This window comes from Micromonospora sp. NBC_00389 (assembly GCF_036059255.1).
Lineage (GTDB): Bacteria > Actinomycetota > Actinomycetes > Mycobacteriales > Micromonosporaceae > Micromonospora.
Window position 1 is genome coordinate 3,288,285 of sequence record NZ_CP107947.1, and the last position, 26,178, is coordinate 3,314,462.

The 26,178-nt window shown below is 71.1% G+C and carries 27 protein-coding genes; 16 read left to right on the forward strand and 11 right to left on the reverse strand.

Going from position 1 to position 26,178, the window contains the following annotated elements:
• The 4 genes from OG470_RS15610 to OG470_RS15625 form a co-directional block, all read right to left on the reverse strand.
• On the reverse strand, positions 1 to 804 hold the full coding sequence (locus OG470_RS15610; RefSeq protein WP_328424932.1) for a hypothetical protein: 804 nt from the start codon (positions 802 to 804) through the stop codon (positions 1 to 3).
• A gap of 217 nt (positions 805 to 1,021) precedes the next feature.
• On the reverse strand, positions 1,022 to 3,091 hold the full coding sequence (locus tag OG470_RS15615; protein WP_328424934.1) for a 3-hydroxyacyl-CoA dehydrogenase NAD-binding domain-containing protein: 2,070 nt from the start codon (positions 3,089 to 3,091) through the stop codon (positions 1,022 to 1,024).
• The gene (locus OG470_RS15620; protein WP_328424936.1) at positions 3,088 to 4,284 is read right to left on the reverse strand and encodes a thiolase family protein; all 1,197 of its coding nucleotides are present in this window, start codon (positions 4,282 to 4,284) and stop codon (positions 3,088 to 3,090) included. The genes OG470_RS15615 and OG470_RS15620 overlap by 4 nt, the downstream gene beginning before the upstream one ends.
• Positions 4,285 to 4,473: 189 nt before the next feature.
• Complete coding sequence (locus OG470_RS15625) at positions 4,474 to 5,811, reverse strand: ribonuclease D (RefSeq protein ID WP_328424938.1); 1,338 nt, start codon at positions 5,809 to 5,811, stop codon at positions 4,474 to 4,476.
• Positions 5,812 to 6,088: 277 nt separating this feature from the next.
• On the opposite strand from OG470_RS15625, the gene OG470_RS15630 reads away from it, so the two are divergent.
• Together OG470_RS15630 and OG470_RS15635 are read left to right on the forward strand one after the other, a co-directional pair.
• On the forward strand, positions 6,089 to 7,423 hold the full coding sequence (locus OG470_RS15630; RefSeq protein WP_442931133.1) for a trypsin-like peptidase domain-containing protein: 1,335 nt from the start codon (positions 6,089 to 6,091) through the stop codon (positions 7,421 to 7,423).
• A gap of 160 nt (positions 7,424 to 7,583) precedes the next feature.
• Entirely contained in the window at positions 7,584 to 8,777 is a 1,194-nt protein-coding gene (locus OG470_RS15635; protein ID WP_328424942.1) for a hypothetical protein, read from the forward strand.
• A gap of 122 nt (positions 8,778 to 8,899) precedes the next feature.
• On the opposite strand, the gene OG470_RS15640 is transcribed toward OG470_RS15635, so the two are convergent.
• Positions 8,900 to 9,472, reverse strand: a complete 573-nt coding sequence (locus OG470_RS15640) for a DUF3000 domain-containing protein (RefSeq protein WP_328424944.1) — start codon at positions 9,470 to 9,472, stop codon at positions 8,900 to 8,902.
• A gap of 197 nt (positions 9,473 to 9,669) precedes the next feature.
• On the opposite strand from OG470_RS15640, the gene hemE reads away from it, so the two are divergent.
• The 3 genes from hemE to hemQ are packed head-to-tail and all read left to right on the forward strand — an operon-like array spanning position 9,670 to position 12,881.
• On the forward strand, positions 9,670 to 10,767 hold the full coding sequence (gene hemE / locus OG470_RS15645) for a uroporphyrinogen decarboxylase (RefSeq protein ID WP_328424946.1): 1,098 nt from the start codon (positions 9,670 to 9,672) through the stop codon (positions 10,765 to 10,767).
• 6 nt (positions 10,768 to 10,773) lie between these two features.
• Entirely contained in the window at positions 10,774 to 12,183 is a 1,410-nt protein-coding gene (hemG, locus tag OG470_RS15650; RefSeq protein ID WP_328424948.1) for a protoporphyrinogen oxidase, read from the forward strand.
• Positions 12,180 to 12,881: a hydrogen peroxide-dependent heme synthase gene (hemQ, locus tag OG470_RS15655; protein WP_328424950.1), complete on the forward strand. Its 702-nt coding sequence runs from the start codon at positions 12,180 to 12,182 to the stop codon at positions 12,879 to 12,881. Before hemG ends, hemQ begins: the two co-directional genes overlap by 4 nt.
• 17 nt (positions 12,882 to 12,898) lie before the next feature.
• Here hemQ and OG470_RS15660 read toward each other — a convergent pair whose 3' ends face one another.
• The 5 genes from OG470_RS15660 to OG470_RS15680 form a co-directional block, all read right to left on the reverse strand.
• Entirely contained in the window at positions 12,899 to 13,387 is a 489-nt protein-coding gene (locus OG470_RS15660; RefSeq protein ID WP_328424952.1) for a GNAT family N-acetyltransferase, read from the reverse strand.
• A 91-nt stretch (positions 13,388 to 13,478) separates the two neighbouring features.
• Positions 13,479 to 14,579 (reverse strand): lytic polysaccharide monooxygenase auxiliary activity family 9 protein, encoded by a 1,101-nt coding sequence (locus OG470_RS15665; protein WP_442931134.1) that lies wholly within the window; start codon positions 14,577 to 14,579, stop codon positions 13,479 to 13,481.
• A gap of 118 nt (positions 14,580 to 14,697) precedes the next feature.
• Positions 14,698 to 15,153, reverse strand: coding sequence for a GNAT family N-acetyltransferase (locus tag OG470_RS15670; protein ID WP_328424956.1), 456 nt, complete (start codon positions 15,151 to 15,153; stop codon positions 14,698 to 14,700).
• A gap of 62 nt (positions 15,154 to 15,215) precedes the next feature.
• Positions 15,216 to 16,160: a DMT family transporter gene (locus OG470_RS15675; RefSeq protein WP_328424958.1), complete on the reverse strand. Its 945-nt coding sequence runs from the start codon at positions 16,158 to 16,160 to the stop codon at positions 15,216 to 15,218.
• A 178-nt stretch (positions 16,161 to 16,338) separates the two neighbouring features.
• Positions 16,339 to 16,599 carry a Prokaryotic metallothionein gene (locus tag OG470_RS15680; protein ID WP_328424960.1) on the reverse strand — a complete coding sequence of 87 codons (261 nt, stop codon included), beginning with the start codon at positions 16,597 to 16,599 and terminating at the stop codon, positions 16,339 to 16,341.
• A gap of 301 nt (positions 16,600 to 16,900) precedes the next feature.
• On the opposite strand from OG470_RS15680, the gene OG470_RS15685 reads away from it, so the two are divergent.
• Positions 16,901 to 17,644: a lytic polysaccharide monooxygenase gene (locus OG470_RS15685; RefSeq protein WP_328424962.1), complete on the forward strand. Its 744-nt coding sequence runs from the start codon at positions 16,901 to 16,903 to the stop codon at positions 17,642 to 17,644.
• A gap of 61 nt (positions 17,645 to 17,705) precedes the next feature.
• A complete protein-coding gene (locus OG470_RS15690) occupies positions 17,706 to 18,296 on the forward strand; it encodes a DUF305 domain-containing protein (RefSeq protein ID WP_328424964.1) in 591 nt (196 codons plus the stop codon).
• Between the two features lie 48 nt (positions 18,297 to 18,344).
• Here OG470_RS15690 and msrB read toward each other — a convergent pair whose 3' ends face one another.
• Positions 18,345 to 18,749 carry a peptide-methionine (R)-S-oxide reductase MsrB gene (msrB, locus tag OG470_RS15695; protein ID WP_328424966.1) on the reverse strand — a complete coding sequence of 135 codons (405 nt, stop codon included), beginning with the start codon at positions 18,747 to 18,749 and terminating at the stop codon, positions 18,345 to 18,347.
• Positions 18,750 to 18,796: 47 nt separating this feature from the next.
• Between msrB and ligD the strand changes: the two genes are divergently transcribed.
• The 9 genes from ligD (at position 18,797) to OG470_RS15740 (ending at position 26,063) form a co-directional block, all read left to right on the forward strand.
• Positions 18,797 to 19,834: a non-homologous end-joining DNA ligase gene (gene ligD, locus OG470_RS15700; protein ID WP_328424968.1), complete on the forward strand. Its 1,038-nt coding sequence runs from the start codon at positions 18,797 to 18,799 to the stop codon at positions 19,832 to 19,834.
• 77 nt (positions 19,835 to 19,911) lie between these two features.
• Entirely contained in the window at positions 19,912 to 20,082 is a 171-nt protein-coding gene (locus OG470_RS15705) for a hypothetical protein (protein WP_328424970.1), read from the forward strand.
• Complete coding sequence (locus tag OG470_RS15710) at positions 20,079 to 21,008, forward strand: tyrosine-type recombinase/integrase (RefSeq protein WP_328424972.1); 930 nt, start codon at positions 20,079 to 20,081, stop codon at positions 21,006 to 21,008. Before OG470_RS15705 ends, OG470_RS15710 begins: the two co-directional genes overlap by 4 nt.
• Before the next feature lie 93 nt (positions 21,009 to 21,101).
• Positions 21,102 to 21,374, forward strand: coding sequence for a hypothetical protein (locus tag OG470_RS15715; protein ID WP_328424974.1), 273 nt, complete (start codon positions 21,102 to 21,104; stop codon positions 21,372 to 21,374).
• Positions 21,375 to 21,889: 515 nt separating this feature from the next.
• Positions 21,890 to 23,149: an AAA family ATPase gene (locus tag OG470_RS15720; protein ID WP_328424976.1), complete on the forward strand. Its 1,260-nt coding sequence runs from the start codon at positions 21,890 to 21,892 to the stop codon at positions 23,147 to 23,149.
• 265 nt (positions 23,150 to 23,414) lie between these two features.
• A complete protein-coding gene (locus OG470_RS15725; protein WP_328424978.1) occupies positions 23,415 to 23,777 on the forward strand; it encodes a hypothetical protein in 363 nt (120 codons plus the stop codon).
• A 441-nt stretch (positions 23,778 to 24,218) separates the two neighbouring features.
• On the forward strand, positions 24,219 to 24,614 hold the full coding sequence (locus OG470_RS15730) for a helix-turn-helix domain-containing protein (RefSeq protein WP_328424980.1): 396 nt from the start codon (positions 24,219 to 24,221) through the stop codon (positions 24,612 to 24,614).
• 250 nt (positions 24,615 to 24,864) lie between these two features.
• Entirely contained in the window at positions 24,865 to 25,224 is a 360-nt protein-coding gene (locus OG470_RS15735) for a hypothetical protein (protein ID WP_328424982.1), read from the forward strand.
• 446 nt (positions 25,225 to 25,670) lie between these two features.
• Complete coding sequence (locus OG470_RS15740) at positions 25,671 to 26,063, forward strand: hypothetical protein (RefSeq protein ID WP_328424984.1); 393 nt, start codon at positions 25,671 to 25,673, stop codon at positions 26,061 to 26,063.
• Positions 26,064 to 26,178: the final 115 nt, after the last annotated feature.

The following is a 26,178-nucleotide window of genomic DNA, read 5'->3' on the forward strand; positions in this document are numbered from 1 at the left end:
TCAGGAGCGCTGCTCGACCTGCCCCCGGATGGTGACGAACTCGGCCTTCACCTGGGCGGCGGACTTGTAGTACATGATCACCATGCCCACGCTGCCCCGGTCAGCCCAGACACAGATGCCCACCGGTACGTCCTTGGCCTTGCCGTCGCCGCAGCGCGCGTCACCGCCGAGCGGCCCGGGCTCGACCGTCGCCATGGAGGCCATGCCCAGCTCGCTGGAGAGCCCGGCCACCGCGTCGTCCAGCTCCTTCTTCGGGTCCGTCATCAGCCCGGACGCGGCGGCGATCATGAAGAGGTCCTGCTTGGCCGGGTCGCCGTAGAAGGCGCCGACGGCGCTGGTCTCGTTCTGCGCCGTCGTCTTCATCTCGGCGACCATCGCGTCGGCGACGCTCTGCAACTGCGGGTCGGTGTTCTTCGGTCGGCCGGCGAGGGTGGCCGGTGCGGACACCCGGGTGTTGGTGGCATCGACGACGTCGCCCACCTCGTCCTTGACGGCGAACCAGGTGATCGCCGCTCCGCCGAGGCAGAGCACCAGCACCACGGCCAGCACGATCAGCACGATCCGGCCGGCCTTCGACTTCTTCGGCGGCGGGCCGGCGGGCAGGTTCGGGCCGCCGTACGGCTGACCCGGCTGCGCGGGCGGGAAGCCCTGCTGCTGCTGCGGCCAACCACCGGGCTGCTGCTGCTGCGGCCAACCACCGGGCTGCTGCTGCTGCTGCGGCCAACCACCGGGCTGCTGCGGCTGGTGCGGCGGGGGAGGGGAATTGTGCGGCGGGCCGTAGGGGGTGGCCGGCGGCTGGGACATCAGTCAGCTCCAAGATGGGATGGCAAAGCGGGTGATCTTAACCCGGTGGCGGGGCCGCCCGCTGCCCCTTCACACGTGCCCTGCGCTGCCCGTTTGCGCGCCTGCGGGCGGTCGGTGCTCGGGTCCGCGAGCAATCCGTTGGCGCAGAAGCGATCGCGGTGGCCGGACCAGTCCACGAGGGACGGTCCGACCACCGCGACGGTGGTGCTGTGATCGGTCAGGCGGGCAGGCTCGCCGCCCCGCGCGGCAGGAACCGGCGGCCGGTGACCCGTTCGCTGGTGCCGGTCCGGTCCAGGTACGGCGTGACGCCGCCCAGGTGGAACGGCCAGCCGGCACCGAGGATCATGCACAGGTCGATGTCCTGCGCCTCGGCGACCACGCCCTCGTCCAGCATCAGCCGGATCTCCTGCGCCATCGCGTCGAGCGCGTTCTGCCGTACCTGCTCGGCCGTCAGCGGCTGGTCACCGACCACGAGCAGCTTGGCGACCTCGTCGTTGATCTGGTCGTCGACCACGATCGGCTGGCCCGAGTCGGCGATCCGCTTGAGGTTCTCGCTGACACCGAACCGGTCCGGGTACGCCGCGTGCAGGGTGCCACCCACGTGGTACGCCACGGCCGGCCCGACCAGCTGAAGCAGGGCGAGCGGGCGCATCGGCAGGCCCAGCGGGTCCAGTGCGCTGTTCGCCACGTCCAGCGGGGTCCCGGCGTCGACGGCGGCGAAGACGGTGCCCAGGAAACGGGTGAGCAGCCGGTTCACCACGAACGCCGGTGCGTCCTTGACCAGCACCGAGGACTTCTTCAGCTGCTTGCTGACCGCGAACGCGGTCGCGAGGGTGGCGTCGTCGGTCCGCTCGCCGCGGACGATCTCCAGCAGCGGCAGCACCGCCACCGGGTTGAAGAAGTGGAAGCCGACCACCCGCTCGGGATGCTCCAGCTCCGCGGCCATCTCGCTGATCGAGAGCGAGCTGGTGTTGGTGGCGAGCACCGCCTCCGGGGAGACGATCTTTTCCAGCTCGGCCCAGACCTGCTTCTTGACGCCCAGGTCCTCGAAGACCGCCTCGATGACGAAGTCGGCGTCGGCGAAGGAGCTCTTGTCGACCGTGCCGCTGACCAGGCCGTACAGCTTGGCGGCGGTGCCCTTGTCCATCCGGCCCTTGGTGACGGCCTTCTCGATCTGGGTGTGCACGTAGCCGACGCCCTTGTCCACCCGGGACTGGTCCAGGTCGGTCATCACCACCGGCACCTGGAGACGACGGGCGAACAGCAGCGCGAGCTGGCTGGCCATCAGGCCGGCGCCGACGATGCCGACCTTGGTGACCGGTCGGGCCAGGCCCTTGTCCGGCGCCCCGGCCGGGCGCTTGGCCCGCCGCTGCACCAGGTCGAAGGCGTACAGGCCGCTGCGCAGCTCCTCGGAGAAGATCAGGTCCGCGAGGGCCTCGTCCTCGGCGGCGGTGCCGGCGGCGAAGTCGGCGTCCTTCGCCGTCTCCAGCAGGTCCAGCGCCTTGTACGCGGCCGGGACCGCGCCGTGCAGCCGCTGATTGAGGGTCTCCCGGGCGAAGTAGAGCACGCCCGCCCACATGTCCTTGTCAACCTCGGGCCGGGTCACGGTGACCTGGCCGCGCACCACGCCGGCGGCCCATTCCAGGGAACGCTCCAGGAAGTCGGCCGGCTCCAGCAGCACGTCCGCGATGCCCAGCTCGGCGGCCTGCTTCGGCTTGAGCATCTTGTTCTGCATCAGCGGGTTCTGGATGATCACCTGGGTGGCGGCGGGGATGCCGATCAGGTTCGGCAGCAGCTGGGTGCCGCCCCAGCCGGGGACCAGACCGAGGGAGACCTCGGGCAGGGCGAGCGCCGCCGCGCCGCCGGAGAGCGTCCGGTAGTGGCAGTGCAGCGCCAGCTCCAGGCCGCCGCCCATCGCCGCGCCGTTGACGAACGCGAACGTGGGTACGGTGCTGTCCTTCAGCCGGGCGAAGACCCGGTGGCCGAGCCGGCCGATCTCCAGCGCCTGCGCGCGGTCGGCGAGCTGCGGCAGGCCGACGATGTCCGCGCCCACGCAGAAGATGTACGGCTTGCCGGTGACCGCGATGAACGCCGGGTCGGCGGCCAGCGCGGCGGTGATCGCCTCGTTCAGGCTGGTCAGCCCACCCGGGCCGAAGGTGTTCGGCTTGGTGTGGTCGAAGCCGTTGTCCAGCGTGATCAGGGCGGCGGGCCGGTCCAGCCCCGGTACGTTCACCTGGCGCAGCAGCGCCTTGGTGACGACCTCGTTCGGTGCGGCGAGCGCGCTCACTTGTTGCCCTCCGTCCAGTGCGGGTTCTCCCAGATCACGGTGCCGCCCATGCCGATGCCGATGCACATGGCGGTCACGCCGTAGCGGACCTCGGGGTGCTCGGCGAACTGGCGGGCCAGCTGGGTCATCAGCCGTACGCCGGAGGAGGCGAGCGGGTGACCGATGGCGATGGCACCGCCCCACGGGTTGACCCGCGGGTCGTCGTCGGCGATACCGAAGTGGTCGAGGAAGGCGAGCACCTGCACGGCGAAGGCCTCGTTCAGCTCGAACAGGCCGATGTCGTCGATGCTGAGCCCGGCGATGCGCAGCGCCTTCTCGGTCGACGGGATCGGGCCGACGCCCATCACCTCGGGCTCCACGCCGACGAAACCGAACGACACCAGCCGCATGGCGACCGGCAGGCCCAGCTCGCGAGCGACGTCCTCGGAGGCGAGCAGGCTCGCGGTGGCGCCGTCGTTCAGGCCGGCCGCGTTGCCCGCGGTGACCTTGCCGTGCGGGCGGAACGGGGTCTTCAGGGTGCCGAGCTTCTCCAGCGACGTGTCCCGGGGGGCCTCGTCGACGGTGGCCAGACCCCAGCCGCCCTCCGCGTCACGGATGGACATCGACACCAGGTCGTCCTGGAGCTTGCCGTTGGCGTACGCCTTGGCGGTCTTCTGCTGCGAGGCGAGCGCGAACGCGTCGGTGCGTGCCTTGGTGATGTGCGGGACCAGGTCGTGCAGGTTCTCCGCAGTCGCGCCCATGACCAGCGCGGACGGGTCGACCAGCTTCTCCGCGACGATGCGCGGGTTGGGGTCGACGCCCTCACCCATCGGGTGGCGGCCCATGTGCTCGACGCCGCCGGCGATGGCGATGTCGTACGCGCCCATGGCGATGCCGCTGGCCACGGTGGTCACCGCGGTCATCGCACCGGCGCACATCCGGTCGATGGCGAAGCCGGGAACGGTTTTGGGTAGACCCGCCAGCAGGGCGGCGGTCCGCCCGATGGTGAGGCCCTGGTCGCCGATCTGGGTGGTGGCCGCGATGGCGACCTCCTCGACCCGCTCCGGCGGCAGCTGCGGGTTGCGGCGCAGCAGTTCTCGGATGCAGCGGATCACCAGATCATCGGCGCGGGTGTTGGCGTACATGCCACCCGCCTTGCCGAACGGGGTACGGACGCCGTCGACGAAGACGACATCCCGAACTTCACGGGGCACTTGAGCCTCCTAGCCGACACGGGCACGTTCCACCGAATGCTACTCGCCAGTAACCAACCCCGTCCGCACCCCCCGTTGTGGCCCACCCCACACCGACCACGAACGCCCAGCCCGGTCGATCATGAAGTTGTTGTCGGGACACGCCGGCCCGATGGCAACAACTTCATGATCAACTGCGGTGGAGGTGGGTCAGGGGACGGGAGGGGTGGAGGGTTCCGGGGTCAGGGCCGGGGTCAGGTGGGGGATGAGAAGGGCGATCTGCCATTCGCGGGCGTTGAAGCCGCGCAGGGTCTCCGCCACGGTCTCCTCGGTGACCTCCTCCGGCGGGGTCCAGGCCAGCCGGCGGACCGAATCCGGGGTGATCAGATTTTCCGGAGGCAGGTTGTGCTCAGTGGCGATGCGGACCACGACCTCCCGGCAACGGGCCAGCCGACCGGCGGCCACCGGGTCCCGCTCGGCCCACCGGTGCGGCGGGGGCGGACCCTCCACCGCCGGGGTGACCGGCAGCGCATCGTCCGGCAGTTGCCGGGCGTCGTCGAGTGCGGTCAGCCAGGTGCGGGCCAGCCGGCGTACCGACCGGCCGCCGAAACCGGGCAGCGTCAGCAGGGTCTTCTCGTCCTTCGGGTCCAGCTCGGCGGCGGCGATGATCGCCGAGTCGGGCAGCACGCGACCGGGTGCGGCGTCCCGTCGGGACGCGATCTGGTCCCGGGCGTACCACATCGAGCGGACCCGGGCCTGGGCCCGCGCGCCGCGCAACCGATGGATGCCGGAGGTACGCCGCCAGGGCTCCGCGCGGACCCGGGGCGGGCGTGCCCCGGTACGGACCAGCGCGGCGAACTCCTCCGCGGCCCACTCCGACTTGCCCTGCCGGGCCAACTCGGCGTCGAGCGCGTCACGGAGGTCGGTGAGCAGCTCCACGTCGAGGGCGGCGTAGGTCAGCCACGACTCGGGCAGCGGCCGGCTCGACCAGTCAGCCGCCGAGTGGTGCTTCTCCAGAGTGAACCCGAGTAGCTGCTCGGTCAGCGCGGCCAGGCCGACCCGCTCGAATCCGGCCAGCCGAGCGGCCAGTTCCGTGTCGAACAGGCGTCGCGGGCGCAGCCCCACCTCGGCCAGGCAGGGCAGATCCTGGCTGGCCGCGTGGAGCACCCACTCGGCCTCGCCGATCACCGCGTCCAGCGCGCTGAGGTCGGGCAGCGGCAGAGGGTCGATCAGCGCCGTACCCGCACCGGCCCGCCGGAGCTGCACAAGGTAGGCGCGCTGGCTGTAGCGGTACCCGGAGGCCCTCTCGGCATCCAGGGCGACCGGGCCGGTGCCCGCGGCGAAACGGGCCACGACCTCGGCGAGCTCAGCCGGCGCGGCCACCGGATCGGGGGTGCCGTCACGCGGGGCGATCAGCGGAACGGGCCCACCGTCGGTCGGGTCGGTCCCCTCGCCCGCCGGCTGCGGCTGGGCCGGCGGCGGGTGGTGGGGTGCGTTTCCCGGGAGTTCTTCGGTGGGCCGACGGCGCAGGGGTGGTTCGTCGGTCACCTGCCAACCCTAGTGCGCGCGGTGATCCGGCGGGTGCAGCCGGTCGGCTGCGTGTCGGTTGGGTGTCCACAAGGTGTCCTTTCGGATGCCGGACATCGGGGGAGACAAAGCCCTTTGACGCAGGTACGGTCCATCGAGCCGCCGGTCCCGATCTTGTGACACGCGGGTCGATGGCGGCACGGGGACACCACGGGAAGGCAAGACGATCATGACGGCTGGCTACGGTTCGGGGGACGGGCGAGCGGCGGGCGCCGAGCCTGACGGCGCGGGTGGAACGATGCCCGGGGCCGAACGGCCGGGACCGTTGCCACCGCGCATCGAGCCGTACCCCGGGTCGCCCTTCTCCGCCACCCCGACCGGCGGTACCGATCCGTCCCTGACCGTCCCGGCTCCCCGCACCGGCTGGGCCGCTCCACCCAACAACGGGCAGTGGGGCTCCGCGCCGGCTCCGCACGGCACCACCCCGGGCACTGCCCCGGCCGCGCACTACGGCACCGCTTCTGTGGCACCCCCGGGCACGTCGCCGACGCCGTACGGCACGACGCCGGCCGGCCCGTACGGCGGAGCCACCCCGGGCGCCGCCCCGACCTACGGCACGAGCGCACCACCGTCGGCCACCGGCGCCGTCGGCTATCCGCCGGCCGTCGGGCCGAGCGTCCCCGGAGCGCCCGGACAGGGCCTCCCCGGGGCGCCCGGGCCGAGCTTCCCGGGCGGCGGGTACCCACCGCTCGGCGACCCGGCCAGCGCCCCGCCGTTCGCCACCGCGGGTTACCCGGGTGGTCCCGCGCAGCCCGGCTGGCCGGGTGCCGCCCCGCCGCCGGCCGCCCGGCCCAGCCGCCGTCGCTGGCCGGTCCTGCTCGCCACGCTGACCGTCGTGGTGCTGGCCCTGGTGGCCGGGTTACAGGCGTACCAGCTCGATCGGCTCGGCGATCGGCTCAGCGACACCGACCAGCGCCTGGCGCAGGCCCAGGACGGCGACGGCACCCGCCTCGACGACCTGGAGAAGCGCGCGGAGGCACTGGAGAAGCAGGCCGGTGCCGCGTTCAACCCGGAGGCGGTGGCCAGCGCGGTGCTGCCCAGTGTGTTCCGGGTCCGGGCCGGTCAGTTCACCGGCAGCGCGTTCGCGGTCGGTAAGCCGGCCACCGGTGGCGGGACCAACCTGTTCACCAACTTCCACGTCGTCGAGGCCGTCTGGGACGGTGGCGGACGCCAGGTCTTCCTGGAGCGCACCGACCAGCGCTTCCCGGCCACCATCGTCAAGGTCGACAAGACCAACGATGTGGCGCAGCTGCGTGCCAGCGGCAAGTTCACCGGCCTGGTCACCGCGTCCGCCGCGGTGAAGTCCGGCCAGCAGATCGTCGTCGTCGGCGCTCCGCTCGGCCTGGAGGACAGCGTCACGACCGGTGTGGTGAGCGCGCTGCGCGACGCTCAGGGCAGCTCCGGGCCGGCCATCCAGTTCGATGCCCCGATCAACCCGGGTAACTCCGGCGGGCCGGTGGTCAACGGCAGCAAGCAGGTGGTCGGCATCGCCACCGCCAAGGCTCGCGACGCCGAGGGCATCGGGCTGGCCGTACCGATCAAGGTCGCCTGCGACGGTTTCAAGATCTGCTGAACCGGTGGCCCGGCCACGTCGCCGGGTCGCTCTCGTCATCCAGGGCCACCGCCGGCCCTCTCCGATCCCGCCCAGGTCCCCGGACCCGGCCGAATCTCGCCGCTGCACCCCGGTCCGTCGCGCCTACCGGCGCGGGACCAGCTCACCTGGAGGAATAACGATGTCCCAGCCACCGACCGGGCCGGAAGGTTTCCCGACGCCGTCGGCCGGCCCGGATCAGCCGCCGTCCGCCGCCGACCAGACCGTGTCGTACGCCGCCGGCCCGCGCGCCGCCGGCCCGACCGTGCCGCACCCGACCGTGCCGCACCCAGCCGTGCCGCAGCCGACTGCCGCCGACCCGACCGCGCGATACCAGGCCGGTCAGCCCGCGCCGCAGCAGCAGCCGTACGCGCCGGTCCAGCCCACGCCGCAGCAGTACGCCCCCGGGCAGGCCACGCCGCAGCAGTACGCCTCCGGGCAGGCCACGCCGCAGTACGGCACCGCCCAGCCCGTACCGCCGCAGTACGGCGTCCCGCAGGCCGCACCCACCTACCCGGCGAGCGCCCCGCCGTACGCCGGACAGGTCTCCGCGCCGCCGCACGGACAGCCGATGTCGGCGCCGCCGGTCTCCGGTTCAACGTACGGGCAGCCGATGTCCGCGCCGCCGGTCTCCGGTCCGGCGTACGGCCAGCCGATGTCGGCGCCGCCGGTTTCTGGTCCGGCGTACGGGCAGCCGATGTCCGCGCCGCCGGTCTCCGGTCCGGCGTACGGCCAGCCGATGTCGGCGCCGCCGGTTTCTGGTCCGGCGTACGGGCAGCCGATGTCGGCGCCGCCGGTTTCCGGTCCGGCGTATGGGCAGCCGATGTCGGCGCCGCCGGTTTCTGGTCCGGCGTATGGGCAGCCGATGTCCGCGCCGCCCGGAATGGCACCGCCGTACGGCCCGGCCGGGGCACCGGCGGGCGGCCGGGGTCGCGCGGTACTGGTGCTGGCCCTGGTGGCCGCGCTGCTCTTCGTCGTCAGTGGGGTGATGACCGGTCTGTACGTGACCAAGAACGGTGAGCTGAACCGCACGGAGAAGCGGCTCACCGGTCAGGTCAGCGAGCGGGACGGCACCATCGCGGCCAACACCACGGAGATCACCAAGCTCAAGTCCGACCTGCAGACCATGCAGGACAAGCTCGACAACACCGAGCAGGACCTGACCGGGACCCGCAACGACCGCGACGAGCAGGCCCGGCAGAAGAAGGTCATCGCCAGCTGCCTGGACAAGCTGACCACCGCGCTCGGTGCGGCGGCGGCCGGCAACAAGAGCGCCTACGACGCGGCGATGAAGGGCCTGGACAAGGTCTGCGACGAGGCGGAGAACTACCTCTGACAGCCGCACCAACCTGGTCGATCATGGGGTTGTGGTGCCCTGCGAATGCCGCAGTGAGGGGCATCCCGCCCACCACGACCCCATGATCGGCCCGGAGGTGGTGGGTGGCGGCTGCCTGCGGCTCAGGCCGCGCCGGCGGGGCGGCGGTCGGACAGGGCCGTCACCCCGGGCGGGGGCAGCCCTGCCGTGGAGGCGAGCAGCGCGCACCAGCCGAGCAGGTGCGGGGTCAGGTCGTCGTCGACCGGCGTCCAGGAGGCGCGGATCTCGATGTCACCGGCGGTCGGCGGGCCGGCCAGGTCGCCGAACCGGGTCGACATGGTCTGGGTGACCGTCCCCCCGATCGCCCGGTGGCCGGCGTCGTGGGCGTCCAGCGCGTCGGTCAGCCAGGTCCAGCCGACCCCGGGCAGCAGCGGGTCGGCGGCCAGGTCGACCTCCAACTCGGCGGTCACGTAGGTGACCAGTCGCAGGGTGCCCTGCCACGCCTCGTGCCCGACCGGGTCGTGCAGCAGGATCAGCCGGCCGGTGGCCACCTCGTCGCCGTCGCGCAGCACCGTCGCGGAGAGCGCGAACGCGTACGGGGCCAGCCGCTGGGGAGCGCCGACCTCCTCCAGCGTGATCTCCGGCCGGGGCGCCGCCGCCCGCAGCCCGGCGACCGCGCGGGCGAAGGTCTCCGGGAGCGCGATCGGGGGGGCCATGCCGGCAGCCTATGCCGCCGCCCGCCCACCCGCTTCGGCGGCGCGCCGACGCCCGATCCGGCCGCCGTTCCCGTTCGCTGGTCCCAGCCATCCCGGCCCGCGATCCGAGCCGCTCGGCCCGCCGCGCGATGTCAGCAACGTGTTCTTCCTTTCACCCCAGGCGGGGAGAGGGTGGGGGCCGTGGCACGATTGCGGCGATGAGCACGGACACCACGGGCACTGCCGCCCGAGACGGAGAACAGCGCGCCGGCGGACCGGCCGACTCGCCCTTCATTCGGGCCTGCCGGCGGCGGCCCGGCCCGCACACCCCGGTCTGGTTCATGCGCCAGGCTGGCCGCTCACTGCCGGAGTACCGGGAGATCCGGGCGAGCGTGCCGATGCTGGAATCCTGCCGTCGCCCTGAGCTGGTCACCGAGATCACCCTCCAGCCGGTACGCCGGCACGGGGTGGACGCGGCCATCCTGTTCAGCGACATCGTGGTGCCGGTCGCCGCGGCCGGGGTCGACCTGGACATCGTGCCGGGCACCGGCCCGGTGGTCGCCGAGCCGATCCGCACCGCCGCCGACGTGGAGCGGGTTCGCCCGATCACCCGCGACGACGTGCCGTACGTGGACGAGGCCGTCCGGCAACTCGTGATCGAGCTGGGCGACACCCCGCTGATCGGCTTCGCCGGCGCGCCGTTCACCCTGGCCAGCTACCTGGTCGAGGGGGGTCCGTCACGGACCCACGCCAAGACCAAGGCCATGATGTACGGCGATCCGGAGCTGTGGCACGCGCTCTGCGGCCGGCTGGCCGAGGTGACTCTGGCCTTCCTCCGGGTGCAGATCGAGGCCGGGGTCTCCGCCGTGCAACTGTTCGACTCGTGGGCCGGTGCGCTCTCCGAGGCCGACTACCGGCGCTACGTGCTGCCGCACTCGACGGCCGTGCTGAGCGGGCTGGTCGACGCCGGGGTGCCGCGGATCCACTTCGGGGTTGGCACCGCTGAGCTGCTCGGCGCGATGGGCGAGGCCGGCGCGGACGTCGTCGGCGTCGACTGGCGGACCCCGCTGGACGTGGCCACCGGCCGGATCGGCCCGGACAAGGCGGTGCAGGGCAACCTGGACCCGGCCGTGCTGTTCGCGCCGTGGCCGGTCGTGGAGACCGAGGTACGCCGGATTCTGGACCAGGGCAGGGCGGCCCCCGGGCACGTGTTCAACCTCGGCCACGGGGTGCTGCCGGAGACCGACCCCGACGTGCTGACGCGGGTGGTGGCGCTGGTGCACGAGCTGTCCAGCCGCCGGACCGACCAGGGCTGACACGCGATGCGGCAGCCTTGGCGGGTGGCGGTGGTCGGCGGCGGAATCGCCGGGCTGGCCGCCGCGGCCCGGTTGCGCGAGAGCGCCCCGGCCGGCACCGAGATCTTGGTGTACGAGCAGTCCGGCGCGCTGGGCGGCAAGCTGCGTACCGGCGAGCTGGCCGGCCAGCCGGTGGAGTTCGGCGCCGAGTCGTTCCTGATGCGCGACCCGACCGGTGCCGAGTCCGCCGCGGTGGCCCTGATCCGCCGGCTCGGAATGGCCGAGGAGATCGTGCACCCCACGGTCGGGCAGGCCGCGTTGGTCGTCGACGGGGGGCTGCGCCCTGTCCCGGGCGGCACGCTGGTGGGCGTACCCGGGGATCTGGACAAGGTGGCCGCGGTCGCCCGCCCGGCCGCGGACGCCGACACCGACGGCGGCCGACCGCTGGTCGCACCGGACGTGGACGTCTCGGTGGGTGCGCTGGTCCGCTCCCGCTTCGGCGACGAGGTGGTCGACCGGCTGGTCGACCCGATGCTGGGCGGCGTGTATGCCGGCCGCGCCGACAACCTCTCCCTGGTCACCACCATGCCGGCGCTGGCCCGCGCGGCCCGGGTGGAGCACACCCTGGTGGGCGCGGTCCGGGCGGCGCAGGCCGCGTCGCCGCGCGCCCCCGGCGTCCCGGTCTTCGGCACTCTGGCCAACGGGCTGAGCAGCCTGGTCGAGGCGGCGGCGACGGCCAGCGGCGCGACGGTTCGGCGGGACGCCGCGGTCCGCGAGCTGACCCCGACCGACACGGGCTGGCGGCTCACGGTCGGCCCGACCCGGGACCCGGAGCTGGTCGAGGTGGACGCCGTGGTGCTGGCGGTACCGGCCCGGCCGGCGGCCCGCCTGCTCGCCGGCCCCGCCCCGGTGGTCGCCGCAGGCGTCGGCGAGTTGGACTACGCCAGCGTCGCGCTGGTCACCCTGGCGCTGCCGCAGCCACGGCTGCCCGAGCTGTCCGGCTTCCTGGTGCCGAGCACCGAGGGCCTGCTGATCAAGGCGGCCACCTTCTTCACCACCAAGTGGGGGCACCTGCGCCGGCCGGACGGGCTGGCGCTGGTGCGTGCCTCGGTGGGTCGGTACGGCGAGGAGGCGCATCTCCAGCGCCCCGACGCGGACCTGGCCGCCACCGTGCATCGGGAGCTCTCGGCGGTGCTCGGCACCCCGCTGCCCGCCCCGGTCGACGGGCACGTGCAGCGGTGGGGCGGGGCGCTGCCCCAGTACACCCCGGGGCACGCCGACCGGGTCGCCGCCGCGCGGACGGCGTTGCGGGCCGCGCACCCCACCCTCGTCCTCGCCGGCGCCGGCTACGACGGGGTCGGCATACCGGTCTGCGTCCGCTCCGGCGAGACGGCGGCCGACGAGATCATCACAGCACTGGGAGGATCGGCGAGATGACCGAGCAGACCAACGCGGCCCGGTTGCGGGAGCTGAACGACAGCATCCGCTACACCATGTGGTCGGTGTTCCGAGCCAGCGCACCGTTGCCGTCGCTGCGAGACAACGTCACCGGCGAGGTCGAGTCCCTCTTCGAGGAGCTGGCCGGCAAGGACGTGGTGATCCGGGGCGTGTACGACGTATCCGGGCTGCGCGCCGACGCGGACGTGATGATCTGGTGGCACTCCGCCTCCAGCGACGCGCTGCAGGACGCGTACCTGCGGTTCCGCCGCACCACCCTGGGCCGGGCGCTCACCCCGGTCTGGTCGCAGATGGCGCTGCACCGGCCGGCGGAGTTCAACAAGAGCCACATCCCGGCGTTCCTGGGCGGCGAGGAGGCCCGCCCCTACATCTGCGTGTACCCGTTCGTCCGCTCCTACGAGTGGTACCTGCTGCCGGACGCCGAGCGGCGCGAGATGCTGGCCGAGCACGGGAAGATGGCTCGCGGCTACCCGGACGTGCGGGCCAACACGGTCGCCTCGTTCGCGCTGGGCGACTACGAGTGGATGCTCGCCTTCGAGGCCGACGAGCTGCACCGGATCGTCGACCTGATGCGCGACCTCCGCGCCTCCGGCGCCCGCCGCCACGTCCGCGAGGAAGTCCCCTTCTACACCGGCCGCCGCCGCTCGATCGCCGAGATCGTCGACTGCCTGGTCTGATCCCCGCCGGGCGCGGGTCAGAGCGGGCGGAGCATGACCTGTTCGCGGCGTACGCCGTCGGACAGGAGGTCGCCGAGTTCGTCGGTGCGGCCGAAGCCGGCGCGCACGTAGAGGGCCTTCGCCGCCGCGTTGTCCGGCATGACGCTGAGGCGTAGCCGGTCGGCGCCGCTCTCGCGGGCCCAGTCCGCCACCGCGTCCACCAGGAGGTGGCCGACCTTCCGACCGCGCGCCTCGGGGTGCACCCACATCGAGATCAGCTCCATGACGAGCGGGTCTGGCGTGGGTACGCCGCTGGCCATCCCGACCGGCCGTCCGCCCAGGACGGCCACGAGGTTGTGCGAGCCGGGGATGGTCAGCCGGTCGCGCCAGCGCTCCGCACGGTCGCCGTCGCCCTGCCAGTCGGCCAGCCGGGAGCCGAACGCGTCCGGCGCCTCGGTGAGGGCGGCCAGCCGCAGCTCGCGCCAGGTCGGCCAGTCGTCGGGGGTGAGCACCCTTGTCTCGATCATGTGGGGATCGTGCCGGGGGCCGGCGTCCCGCACCACCGGATTTCCCGCCGGCCGGCGCCGCACCCCCGCGCGGGTGCGGCGCCGGTCGGGGTCAACTGGTCGTCGTGCAGGAGACCAGTGGGGCGGGGTTGCTGCCGTTCCACGAGCCGAGCAGACCGAAGGTGGTGCTCGCTCCGGCGGCGAGAGTGCCGTTGTAGCCGACGTTGCGGGCGGTGACCAGCGTGCCGCTGGTGTTGATGGTGGTGTTCCACGACGAGCTGACCTGCTGGCCGTTGGCGTAGTTCCAGCTCACCGACCAGCCCTGGGTGGGTGAGCCGCCCGCGGTCACCCGGACCTCGGCCTGGAAGCCGCCGGCCCACTGGCCGGTGACCTGGTACGTCGCCGTGCAGGCCCCGGCCGGCGGCGGAGTGGTCGGCGGAGGCGTGGTGGGCGGGGGAGTGGTGGGCGGCGGGGTGGTGGGCGGCGGGGTGGTGGGCGGCGGGGTGCCCGTTCCGCCGGAGAAGTCGACGTCGCTGCACAGGTAGTACGACTGGTCCAGGTGGCTGGCCTGCCAGATGGTGTAGACGATGTGCCGACCGGTGCGGCCCGGCGCGTTGGCCGGGATCTCGATGGAGACGCCGCCGGTCTCCTGCTTCCACTGCGACGCCGGGGTGTTGCCGATCTGGCCGGTCAACTCCAGGTCGTCCCAGCCGAGCGGCTCGGTCAGCGGGTTGAAGCCCTGCCGGGTCACGTACACCCGGATGTAGTCGGCGCCGTGGCTGGCCTGGTCGAAGAAGCGGACCCGGAAGTTGCTCGACACCGCGGTGGTCTTCCAGGCGCCGACGGTGTCCAGGGCGTTGTAGCGGCCGCTGGACGTGCGCCCGCCGCTGCACAGTTGCCCGTTGGGGATGGCGCCCTGATGGTTGCCGGCCACACCCTCGCGGAACAGGCCGTTCCAGTTCCACATGGCGTTCGGGTCGGCCTGCCAGGCCTGCCAGCACATCGGGTCCTCGGTGGCCATCCGGGGATTCTGGAAGTCGCTGCCCCAGCGTTGCCAGCAGCCGTAGTTGCGCGAGGCCGGGTCGACGACCGAGCCGTGCGCCGAGGCGGGGCGGACCAGCGCGGTGGTCAGTGCGGTGGACAGCAGGAGCGTGGCGGCCGCCGCGATGGCGAGCAGCCAGAGCATGCGTGGTGATCGGACGAGAGTGGACATGGAGCCCCCGGGGGGATGAGGTCGGACGACGACACCCGGACTGCCGGGAGATGCCCGCTCCCGTGCCTACTCGCAGGCTCCCGCGATGGCTCTACCCGGCACGATGCCAGGCAGATCGTCAGACGTCAATGGCTTCGCGGCGCATCGGGGTGTGCGGGATGCCGTCCTCGACGTACTCCGGGCCGCTGACCGCGAAGCCGTGCCGGGTGTAGAAGGCGACCAGGTGCGACTGCGCGTCCAGCACGCAGGCCCGGTTGCCCACCACCTCCAGCGCCGTGGCCATCAGCCGGCCGGCGTGGCCACCGCCGCGCGCCGCCGGGGCCACCACCACCCGACCGATCCGGGCGGTGCCGTCCGGGTCGGCCAGGATTCGCAGGTACGCCAGCGGCGCGCCGCCGTCGGTCAGCCAGAGGTGGCGGGTGCCCGGTTCCACGTCCCGCCCGTCCAGCTCCGGGTACGGGCAGTGCTGCTCCACCACGAACACGTCGATGCGCAGCTTGAGCAGGTCGTGGAAGGTGCGGGCGTTCAGGTCGGCGAACGAGGCCGTCCGGACCTCGGTGGTCTGCTGGGGCACGCACCGATGGTAGGCCGTCCGGCCGGGCGGGTTCCGGTGCGTCCCCGCCCGGCCGGGCCGGGTCACGGTCTGTCGGGGCGGGCGGGGGTGAGATAGGTGGCGGCCACGGCGGTGAGCAGCAGCGCACCGCCGACGATCACCGGCAGCGGCAGTGGCTCGTGCAGCAGCACCACGGCCAGCGCCGCCGCGGTCAGCGGTTCGAGCAGGGTCAGTACGGCGGCGACGCTGCCGGAGGTGGTGCGCAGTCCGGCGTAGAACAGCGCGTACGCCACCGCGGTGGTGACCACGCCGAGGTGCAGCAGCAGCGCCACGGTGTCGACGCGCACCGGTACGCCGATCCCGGCGACCAGCGCGAACGGCGCCAGCGTCAGCGCACCGACGGTGGTGGAGATGGTGGTCAGCGTCATCGGCGCGGCGCGCTGCGACACCTGCCGGCTGATCAGGGTGGTCACCGCGTACCCGAGGCCGGACCCGGCCGCCGCGAGCAGGCCGAGCAGCGGTGCGGGCGCTGCCCCGGTGGGTTCCGCGGTGGCGCCGGCGATCAGGGCGAGGCCGGCGACGGCGGCGATCAGCGTGCCGAGCCGCAGCGGACCGGGGAGCCGCCGGGCGCGCACCGACTCCCAGGCCGCGGCGAGCACCGGGGCCAAGCCCAGGCTGACCACGGTGGCCACGCCGACTCCGGCCAGTGCCACGGCGGCGAAGTAGAGCGCCTGGTAGAGGCCGAGGCCGATTCCGGTCAGCAGCAGCGGAACCGGCGCCGCGCGCAGGGCGACGAGGATCGCGCCAAGTCGGCCGGCGGTGCACGCCAGCAGGACGAGCGCGGCGATCGCGAGGCGGTGGAAGCCGATGCTGACCGGGCTGAGCCCGGTGCTCTCGCGCAGGAGCTGCACCGCCACGCCGGTGGTGCCCCACAGCACTCCGGTGACGGTGATCTGGATCAGGCCGGTGCGGGCCTGGGCGACGGCCGGGGCCGGGGCGGCCGGCGGCGCGGTACGGGACGTGGACACGGGTGCGCTCCGAAGGGTGAGCCGTTGACGGGGACGACGTCGACGGAGCGCGTACGGCGAGATGGCCGAGCCGGGTCAGGCACCGGTCGGCGGGAGGCGCGGCGCTCCGTTCAGGAGCGCGGCGGGGGCAGGACGCCCAGGAACGGCCGCATGGGGACGACCGTACCGCAGGGCCGCGTCAGGCGGGTCGCGAGCCGACGGCGTCGCGGATCTCGGCACCCTCGGTGCCCTCGACGGAGCGGGCGCAGTGCGCGCAGCAGAAGAACCGGCCGTTGACCTCGACGCCGTGCCCGACGATCTTGATCTGGCAGTGTTCGCAGATCGGTGCCATCCGGTGGATCGCACACTCGAACGAGTCGAAGGTGTGCACGTCTCCGCTGACCGTACGCACCTCGAACGCCATCCAGTAGTCGTTGCCGCAGACCTCGCACGTTGCCATGGAAAACCTCCTGTATCAGGACATGTGCTACCAGACTGCTCCAGTACGGGGCGGTGAAGGGCGAAATGCCGCCAGTCGACCGGCCGGTGCGGCGTGTCGGCTCCGGCGTGTCGCCCGGTGGGCCGATTGAGCCGCGGCTCGACGACGAATCGGCCGACCAGGTCGACGACCGCGGCGGGCTGCTCCGGCTCTGACAGAAAACTCGTCGCCATCGATGTATTTTATCGACAAGGGTCTTTACTGTTAACAAAGTTTAAATTACCTTGAGGGGCACCACCCGACCTGGAGAAGGAGTGCCCCGATGCGTCGAAGAATCACTGTCCCGCTGGTGGCGGCGGGCGCCGTGGCCGCCACCCTCACCGTCGCCGCGCCCGCGCAGGCGCACGGTTACGTCTCCGCCCCACCGAGCCGGCAGGCGCTCTGCGCGCAGGGGCGGGTGCCCGACTGCGGGCAGATCAAGTACGAGCCGCAGAGCGTCGAGGGCCCCAAGGGTCTGCGCAGCTGCAACGCCGGAATCGCCCACTTCGCTGTCCTCAACGACGACAGCCGGGGCTGGCCGGCCACCTCGGTCGGCAGCTCGCTGACGTTCACCTGGGTGAACACCGCCCGGCACGCGACCAGCAACTGGGAGTACTGGATCGGCAACACCCGGGTCGCCTCGGTCAACGGCAACGGGCAGCAGCCGGGCGCCACCGTCTCGCACAACGTCAACCTCGGCAGCTTCTCGGGCCGGCAGAAGATCCTCGCGGTGTGGAACATCTCCGACACCGCGAACGCCTTCTACTCCTGCATCGATGTGCAGATCGGTGGCGGCGGCGGGCCGACGCCCAGCCCCACCCCGACCGCCTCACCCACCCCGCGGCCCACCCCGACCGCCACACCGACCACTCCGCCGGCGCCGGGTGGCAGCTGGACGGCCGGCCGGGCGTACCAGATCGGCGACCAGGTCACCTACGGCGGTAGGACGTACCGCTGCCGGCAGGCGCACACCGCGATCCCCGGATGGGAGCCGCCGAACGTGCCGGCGCTCTGGAGTCAGGTCTGACCGCACGGGTGCGGCCCCCGGTCGCACCCGTGCGCCATCCTCGCTGATCGGAGCACCCGGCATGACCCGCCGAACCCTGCTGGCGCCCCTGCTCACCGCGCTCCTGCTCACCGCCGCCTGCGCCGGGCCACCCGCGGTGACCCCGTCGGCCGTGCCGCCCTCGGCTGTCGAGTCCCCGAACGGGTCGGCGCCCGCCGGGGACTCGATGAGCGGCATCGACGTGGTGTTCCTGAGCACGATGGTCGGCCACAGTGAGCGCACCCTGCAGATCGTCCGGCTGGCCCGGGACCGGGTGCGCGACGACGCGCTGCGCACCCTGGCCGCCGCCATCGAGGCGACCGAGGCCGACGAGTTGTCCGCCATGCGCGGCTGGCTGCCCACGGCGGGGCCGGGTGCCAGCGCGGCCACACACCACCACGCCGGGCACGGGGATGACGCCGCGCTCGACCGCCTGCGGGCCGCGCCGGACGCCGACGTCGACCGGGTGCTGCGCGAGGTGCTCGCCGACCACCAGCGGGCGGCGGCCGACCTGGCCCGAGCCCAGGTCGACGTCGGACGCAACGAGCGGGTACGCGACCTGGCCCGGCGGATCGAGCAGTCCCGGACCGCCGAGGTCGGGCTGCTGACCATGCCGCCGGCCGCGCGACGGTGATCGGGGTACGCCGCTGGCGCACCTCCCGCCACGCGGAGGCGGCTCAGGTCAGCGGGGTTCCAGCCGGATGGAGACCGAGTTGACGCAGTGCCGGGTGTCCTTCGGCGTAAAGCCCTCGCCGTGGAAGACGTGCCCGAGGTGGCTGTTGCAGCGGGCGCAGCGGATCTCCGTACGGGCCATGCCCATGCTGCGGTCCTCGATCTCCTTGACCCGGCCCGGGATGGCGTCGTCGAAGCTCGGCCACCCGCAGTGCGAGTCGAACTTCGTGTCGCTGGAGAAGAGTTCGAGCCCGCAGGCGCGGCAGTTGTAGACGCCGGCCGTCTTGGTGTCCACGTACTCGCCGGTCCACGCGCGTTCGGTGCCGGCCTCCCGCAGCACGTGGAACTCCTCGGGGGTCAACCGGACCCGCCACTCGTCCTCGGTCTGGGGCAGCTCGTTGTCGTCAAGACTCACCCGTCAACGGTACGTCGTGCGTCGGGGCTGTGGCATAAGGTCGCGGGATGGGTGGCACCAAGGCAGCGGTCGCCGAGGTCGAGGTGGCTGGGCACACCGTACGGCTGAGCAGTCCGGATCGGGTGATCTTCCCGCAGCGGGGCTTCACCAAGGCGGACGTCTTCCACTACTACCTCGCGGTCGGCGACGGCATCATGCGCGCCCTGCGGGACCGGCCCACCACGCTGCAACGCTTTCCCGAGGGCGTCGAGGGCGAGATGTTCTTCCAGAAGCGGGTGCCCACCCGGGGCGTACCGCCCTGGATCTCCACCGCGGAGATCACCTTCCCGAGCGGCCGGAGCGCGGCGGAGCTCTGCCCGGCCGACCTGGCGCACGTGGCCTGGGCGGCGCAGATGGGCACCATCGTGTTCCACCCGTGGCCGGTGCGCGCCGCCGACGTCGACCAGCCCGACGAGCTGCGCATCGACCTGGACCCGCAGCCCGGCACCGACTTCGCCGACGCGGCGCGGGCCGCCGCGGAGGTCCGCGCGGTCCTCGACGAGTTGGGTGCCACCGGCTGGCCGAAAACCTCCGGCGGCCGGGGCGTGCACGTCTACCTGCGGATCCAACCCCGCTGGACGTTCACCGAGGTGCGCCGGGCCACCATCGCGCTGGCCCGGGAGGTGGAGCGCCGCCACCCCGCTCTGGTCACCACCGCCTGGTGGAAGGAGGAGCGCGGCAACCGGGTCTTCGTCGACTACAACCAGATGGCCCGGGACCGCACCATCGCCTGCGCGTACTCCCTGCGGGCCAACGCGCGGGCCACCGTCTCCACCCCGGTCACCTGGGATGAGCTGCCCGACGTCGAGCCGGACGACTTCGACCTGCGCAGTGTGCCGGCCCGGCTCACCGAGCGGGGCGACCCGCATGCCGGCATCGACGACGCCCCGTGGGACATCACCCCGCTAATGGAGTGGGCCGAGCGGGACGCCGCCGCCGGCCAGGGCGACCTGCCGTACCCGCCGGACCACCCGAAGATGCCCGGCGAACCGAAGAGGGTCCAACCAAGCCGTAACAGGGACCTGAACAGGGGTAACGCGACCTGAGCGGCGAGCCTCCCGGTTAGCATAACGCTGACTCGCCGGATAACCTCACCGCAGGTACCAGCCAGCGGGAGGTAATCATGACCAAGACCCATGAGTCTCTGCTCGACGCCGAACTACGCGGGAAGCTACGCGCGTACCTCGACGCCTGGAGCGAAGGGCAGATCACCGCCGAACGTGCGCTGCGCGGAGTCGAGGACGCTCTCCAGCAGCGCGGTGCCGCCCCCATGGCCGACCGGCGCACGGCATGACATCCCCGCACATCGCCGACCTCGCCACCTCATTCCGGCGACACCTACGCGCAGCCGGGAAGGCAGACCGGACGCAGGTCCTCTACGGACAATCCATCCGGTTCTTCGTCGCCTGGCTGGAGGCCCAGGGCCGCCCGGCAACCCTGGACAACCTCACCCGGCACACCATCACGGCGTGGCTCGCCGACCTGTCCGAAACCGTCGAGACCGAAACCGTCCGGACCCGGCTGCGGGGCATGAGACGGTTCTGCCGCTGGCTGGAAACCGAGGGTGAGGTGGACAAGGCACCCACCGTCGGGGTGGAGATGCCGTCCCCGGTGGAGAAGCCCAACCGCACCCTCACCGAGGACGAACTCACCCGGATGCTGAAAGCCTGCTCCGTGCCCCGAGGCCGGGCCGGAGTCTGGGACCGGGCCATCTTCGACGGTCGCCGCGATGAACTGGTCATCCGACTGCTCGCTGACTGCGGGATCCGGGTCTCCGAACTGGCGGGCCTCAACCTGGACGACGTGGATCCCGACCATGAGGTCATCTACGTCACCGGCAAAGGCAACCGACCCCGTGTCGTGCCCTACGGGGCGCGTACCGGCCAAGCCCTCGACCGGTACACCCGGATCCGGGCCGCCCACCCCAAAGCCAAGGCCACGAACCGGCTGATCCTGTCCGAGCGGGGACCGCTGTCCGCCGACGGGATCCGGTGGAGACTTGAGCAGGTCGGCAACGCTGCCGGGGTCGCGGACGTACACCCCCACGCGTTCCGGCACACCGCCGCGCACCGGTGGCTCACCGAAGGCGGATCGGAGCGGGGGTTGATGGCCGTGATGGGGTGGCGCTCCGACGCGATGCTGTCCGTCTACGCCCGGTCCACCCAGGTTGAGCGTGCCCACGCTGAGCACCGCCGGATGCGTCTCGGAGACCGGATCTAAATGACCGCGACCACCGCCATGACTGACAGGGGATGCGTCTGACCGCTGCGAGACCGGGGCACATTCAGTGCCCCCGACGCCTAGGGGTGTCGGATGACCCGCGACGAACTGTCGCCCGCTGAACGGACCCTCATCGCCCGGATCGCAGCCGGGGAACGGTGGGGCCGCACCGTTGACCGCACCGCCGCCACAGAACCCGCCAGGCGGGCCTTTCGGGACCGATTCCTAGCCCAGGTGCCCCCCGAGGTCACCGACCCGCAGAAACGCGCTGAGATGGCGGAGCACCTGCGGCGGGCCTACTACTCCCGGCTGGCCCTCAAGTCCGCGCAGGCCCGGCGGGACCGGAAAGGTCGGGACGCGGCATAGAATCGAATGCACCCCCGCCCCCGGTAAGGGGACTACTAACCCCTGGCTACGGCGTAATCCGGGGCGGGGAGCATAGAATCGAATAGCTGCGTTGGCTGCGGGTCGAGTAGCGAAAGCCTCTGGGGTACGGAGGGCAGGGAAGGCTCGGACTTCGGTCCGGGCCTTTTCTCATGCCCGCCGAAAATCTTTCGTGACACATGGTGATCATGGCCGGTCATCCTTGACTACATCGGACATTAGGCACCTAGCGGCGGGGTTGATCACCGGGCTAACGTACGTGTGTCGCCGACGGGAAGCCGGAAAGCGACACGGAGGGAACACCTTTCTGGGGAGGAAAGGCAGATTCCTTCAACCGCCCCGGAGCCACACCGTGGAACACAATCCCGAAGCAAGCAAGGCCGCCGCCGCACTAGTCGCGATCCGCTGGAGTCGACTCAATCCGGAGCAGCGGCGAGAGGCCACCCGAAAGGCCACCGAAGCTAGTCTGCGATCCCGTGCCGCGAAGAAGGCCGCCCGTGAGGCTGCCACCCGGAACGGTGGTGCCGACACCAATGGCTGACACGGAAAACGGCCCCGGCAAGGGGGCCGCTAACAGTTCCGCTGACACCGATTCTACCGTGCTGTCGCTGGTCAAGGAACTGCGTGCCCTCGGTCAGGACCCCGAACTCAAGCCAGGCGGTGCCTGGGGTGATCAATGGGTGACCGTCTGCCCGCTGCCTCACGAAAGCGAAACCCGGTGGTACCTGGACACGAGCCACTGCCTCGGCAGAGTCCACACCAAAGAGGCGATGCTCGACAAGTTCCAGGACATCAAGCAGAAGAACAAGACCACCGAGGAATCCGCCACCAAGCCGGAAGCCCTGGACTGGTCCACGTTCCTCGCCAGCGACCTTGGTGCCGTCGACTGGCTCGCGGGCCAGTTGATGGAAAAGGGCCAGCAAATGTCCCTCATCGGGGCCGGGAAGGTGGGCAAGAGCCTGCTCACCCTGGAATGGGCGGTGGCCATGTCCGCCGGATACAGCTTCCTGGGCGACGAGGAACGCGAACCCGTCCGGGTGATGTACCTGGACCAGGAGAACAGCCCACGGGACCTCCAGCGCCGGATTCGGGCACTCGGTTACAAGGCTGACGAGTTGAAGAACCTCGACTACCTATCGTTCCCGGCCGTGGGGCCGCTGGACATGAAAGACGGAGCATCCGCCCTGATTGCCCGCGTGGACCACTACAAGCCGCAGGTGGTCATCCTCGACACCGTGTCGCGGTTCATCTCCGGCAAGGAGAACGACGCGGACACCTGGATCGCGCTCTACAACACCAGCCTAAAGATCCTCAAGGGGCGAGGAGTCAGCGTGCTCCGCCTGGATCACTTCGGCAAGGACACCGACCGGGGAGGCCGGGGCAGCAGCGCCAAGACCCAGGACATCGACCACGTGTGGGAACTGACCGAGCAGGGCGGCAACACGTTCCGACTCCGGCGGACCTTCACCCGGTCCGGCATGGGTCCCGACGACTTGATGCTCACCCGTCACGGCGCACCCGGTGAGGACGGGACCACCTGGCACGAGGTCAGGACGGGCACCCCGAAGCCGTTCGAGGGCCTGGCTGCCCAGGCCGCCGCCAAGGCACTGGACCTGGCTGGGATCCCGATCGACTACGGCAGGGACCGGGCCAAGAAGGAGGGTCCTGCCCTCGGCATCAAGGAGAAGGGAAACGCCTTCTGGGGTGACGTGGTCGGCATCCGCAAGAAGCCCGGATACATCCCGTGGAACCTCTGAAAACCTGCCCGGAGGCGGTCGGGCAGGTCCAACCGAGACACCTGCCCCGGCAGATTAGGCAGGTCCAGTCCCAGGCAGCACAAAACCGCAGGTCAGAACCCTTATACACCTGCCCCGGGCAGGTTTCGGGCAGGTGTAGGCAGTGCCCACCTGACCTGCCTGCCCACCCACCCCCACAAGGGGTGGGGCAGGGCAGAGGCACCCGCTTGTTGATCTAGGCAGAAGTAACCATTCACCGGCCCGCAGCCGCAGAAAGAGGAACACCATGACCGCGCCCACCTGCTACCCCGACACCATCGCCACCCTGGAGACTCAGGGATACCGGCACGTGCCCACCGCCCCCGGCTGCGCTCACGGCCTCACCCGGGCCTCCTGCCGCACCTGCGGCCTGTACCCCCACCGGGACGGCTGTGACTACCGCTGGCTGGACCACGGGCTGATCGTCGCCAGGGACGGCACCCGGTACCTCTACGCGTGGCTGTACCAAGACCCGGACCGGGTGCAGGAATGGGCCGCCCTCTACGCCCACCGGCACGGCCTCACGTACCGCATCAACCACCCGGACGACCTGGAGGCTTACTGCCCGGGGGTCACCTCCATCCGCTACCACCGAACCGGCGAACCGTGATGTCCGGAACTGTCGCGGGTAGCCCCCTGTCCCGCCACCGGCTTATGAAAACCATTTCCATTAGCCAATATGGAACAGTGTCGATGAAGCATCATAATGACGCTTATGGTGTCTGCGGCCAGGCAGGATCATGGCCCTGACCTGCGGAAACGGGAGGCGACTCCCGGCACCAGGACCATGCCCCGATTCTGGTGACCCTCAGTAGCCAGATCGAGGGGCCTGTGCCCACAAATGTCCCGATTCCAGGCCCGAGCCGGACTGAGGGCCGGAGGGGCAGGCAAAGGCCATTTGATCTTGGGGCACCTCCCGAAGTGTGCACAGGGTCAGGGCGAGTCGAAACCCTGCCCGGGATCTATAGATAGACCAACTCGAATAGCTGAACCGTGTGCCACAGAAAGCGTCTATAGGTCATTAACCTCCTCCTCCACTACGATTAGCATCATGGCCGACAACTCCGGACAGAGTGCGACACTCGATGATCTGCGCTTTGCGCTGGCCGCTGTCGAGAACGGCGACGCGCGCAGCATCCGAGAGTCCGCGCTGATGTCGAAAGCCGAAATTGCGGCAATGTGCGGCGTAAGTGAGCGGATGATTGCCCATTGGGAGAACAAGACCCGCCCAGTTACCCCCGGTGTCGGGCAGATTTACGGGGCTTTGCTGCGGCGACTGGAAGCCCGAACCGAGCAACTGAATGAGCAGTGGGCAAGGCCGCAAGCCTGTCCGGCGTGTGTGGTCCGCGCCCGACTCGAATACCTGACACCGTTGCCGCATTCGTGTAACCGCTGCACGGAGAACCGCGAGACTGTCTTTGAGATGACCGGGGACGAGCAGCAGTGATCGCCCTTGAGGAACGTCTCACTGCGGCCCTGCGGGAAACGGTCGGGTCTGCGGAATGCTGCCGGGCCGTGGACGTGCCAATGATCCTCGCCGAGATTTCCGAGGCGGTGTTGCTGCGTCGGCATACTCCTGGCTGTGTCGCTGCCCCGGGCAGCCGTGAGGTTGCCGTGTTCGCTATCTCGCTCACTCCGATCGGAAGCCCAACATGATTGTCTCTTATCCCTCGTGCTGTTCCTTGCGTCGAGAACTGGTGCAATGGCCGTCGGCCAGCGGGGATCCTGGCGTCGCGTACCTCCAGCATTCACCGATCTGCCCCGACCGCCCGAACGCGTACGGCAACGTCCCGGTCCCGGTCGACACCGTCGCGGTGACCGTCCCGCCCGAGTCGTGGCCCCGGTCCGGCGAAAGGCGGTACGCGCAACCTGACTGGGAGCGCGACCCCGACCTTGCCCGCGCTCTGATCGTGCCGGCACCGGACCGTGCGGACGAGACTCTGCGTCGGCTGCTGGAACTGACGGACCGGCGCAGGGACGTCACCACCAACCCGGACGACATCAGCGGGTACGCGTTCGTTGTGCCCCCGTACCTGCACACCCGGTACGTCTCGTGAGGACACACCTGGACCGGGTCACACGCGATGCACTGGAGCGGCATTTCCGGTGCCCAGACTGCCACCCGGACCCGGACGCATCATGCGCCGCGCGGGTTGGCGATCATGGCTTGGTGGTGATGGTCCGCCGTCACGCCCGGTCATGCCCTGGGCCTACGACCGGCCGGAAAGAAACGATGACTTTTGAATGGCCCCCGGAGCTACACACAGTCCAGTTAGGTCAGAGCGATGAGTGAACCGATCCGTTTTTGCTGCCCGATCGATTCGAGCGCGTGCATGGAGTGCAAGCGGGGACTAGCCCAACTGGTCATCTTCCTTGGGGGCGGCCTCGGTGACGTTCGCTTCGACCCAAGACTCACGGCTTTCGTCATAGACAACGGCCGTCTACCCACCAATGCGGAGCGCGTGAAGACCCTAGACGCGTTTCTAGCTACCGAGGATGCACGATGAAGAGCGATGAAATCCGGCTGTGTTGCCCGCCGTTGTCCGGCCGTGAGTGCCGCAAGTGCAAGACCCTACTCACGCGCCTCGGGCGCAAGGTCACCATCACACGGAATATGCACGATTTGCCGCTGACCGCTTCTAGTCGGCAGGGGCACGCCGTTTACCTCCTGGAAGGTCACTACGGCAACTGGCGACTGATCCCGTGGACCGCTGACGCGCTCACCGCTGCCGCAGCGTTGCCGCAGCAAGAGCAGGCCGACCGGGCACGGCTCCTGGGCAAGGTGGACGCGTTCCTGGCCTCCCGTGTGAAGCCCGGGAAGCCACTAACGGCCACGGGGAAGCCGGGCCAGCAAAAGCCGGTCGCCCGGCCCACGTACAAGATTTGGAGAATCTGACATGGCCAGGACCCGCGCGCGGGCACGGCAGGCCAAGCCCCCCGTTGCCGTCAAGGCGAGCAACGCGGAACGGTTCCGGGCCTTGAGCGCCAAAGTCGATGCGCTACCCGCCGAG

Excerpts from the sequence above, each read along its gene's own strand:
- OG470_RS15610 (WP_328424932.1), bottom strand. The coding sequence starts at position 804 with ATGTCCCAGCCGCCGGCCACCCCCTACGGCCCGCCGCACAATTCCCCT.
- OG470_RS15630 (WP_442931133.1), top strand. The coding sequence starts at position 6,089 with ATGCCCGGGGCCGAACGGCCGGGACCGTTGCCACCGCGCATCGAGCCG.
- OG470_RS15635 (WP_328424942.1), top strand. The coding sequence starts at position 7,584 with ATGTCCCAGCCACCGACCGGGCCGGAAGGTTTCCCGACGCCGTCGGCC.
- OG470_RS15640 (WP_328424944.1), bottom strand. The coding sequence starts at position 9,472 with ATGGCCCCCCCGATCGCGCTCCCGGAGACCTTCGCCCGCGCGGTCGCC.
- hemE (WP_328424946.1), top strand. The coding sequence starts at position 9,670 with ATGAGCACGGACACCACGGGCACTGCCGCCCGAGACGGAGAACAGCGC.
- hemG (WP_328424948.1), top strand. The coding sequence starts at position 10,774 with ATGCGGCAGCCTTGGCGGGTGGCGGTGGTCGGCGGCGGAATCGCCGGG.
- hemQ (WP_328424950.1), top strand. The coding sequence starts at position 12,180 with ATGACCGAGCAGACCAACGCGGCCCGGTTGCGGGAGCTGAACGACAGC.
- OG470_RS15660 (WP_328424952.1), bottom strand. The coding sequence starts at position 13,387 with ATGATCGAGACAAGGGTGCTCACCCCCGACGACTGGCCGACCTGGCGC.
- OG470_RS15665 (WP_442931134.1), bottom strand. The coding sequence starts at position 14,579 with ATGTCCACTCTCGTCCGATCACCACGCATGCTCTGGCTGCTCGCCATC.
- OG470_RS15680 (WP_328424960.1), bottom strand. The coding sequence starts at position 16,599 with ATGGCAACGTGCGAGGTCTGCGGCAACGACTACTGGATGGCGTTCGAG.
- OG470_RS15685 (WP_328424962.1), top strand. The coding sequence starts at position 16,901 with ATGCGTCGAAGAATCACTGTCCCGCTGGTGGCGGCGGGCGCCGTGGCC.
- OG470_RS15690 (WP_328424964.1), top strand. The coding sequence starts at position 17,706 with ATGACCCGCCGAACCCTGCTGGCGCCCCTGCTCACCGCGCTCCTGCTC.
- ligD (WP_328424968.1), top strand. The coding sequence starts at position 18,797 with ATGGGTGGCACCAAGGCAGCGGTCGCCGAGGTCGAGGTGGCTGGGCAC.
- OG470_RS15705 (WP_328424970.1), top strand. The coding sequence starts at position 19,912 with ATGACCAAGACCCATGAGTCTCTGCTCGACGCCGAACTACGCGGGAAG.
- OG470_RS15710 (WP_328424972.1), top strand. The coding sequence starts at position 20,079 with ATGACATCCCCGCACATCGCCGACCTCGCCACCTCATTCCGGCGACAC.
- OG470_RS15715 (WP_328424974.1), top strand. The coding sequence starts at position 21,102 with ATGACCCGCGACGAACTGTCGCCCGCTGAACGGACCCTCATCGCCCGG.
- OG470_RS15725 (WP_328424978.1), top strand. The coding sequence starts at position 23,415 with ATGACCGCGCCCACCTGCTACCCCGACACCATCGCCACCCTGGAGACT.
- OG470_RS15730 (WP_328424980.1), top strand. The coding sequence starts at position 24,219 with ATGGCCGACAACTCCGGACAGAGTGCGACACTCGATGATCTGCGCTTT.
- OG470_RS15740 (WP_328424984.1), top strand. The coding sequence starts at position 25,671 with ATGAAGAGCGATGAAATCCGGCTGTGTTGCCCGCCGTTGTCCGGCCGT.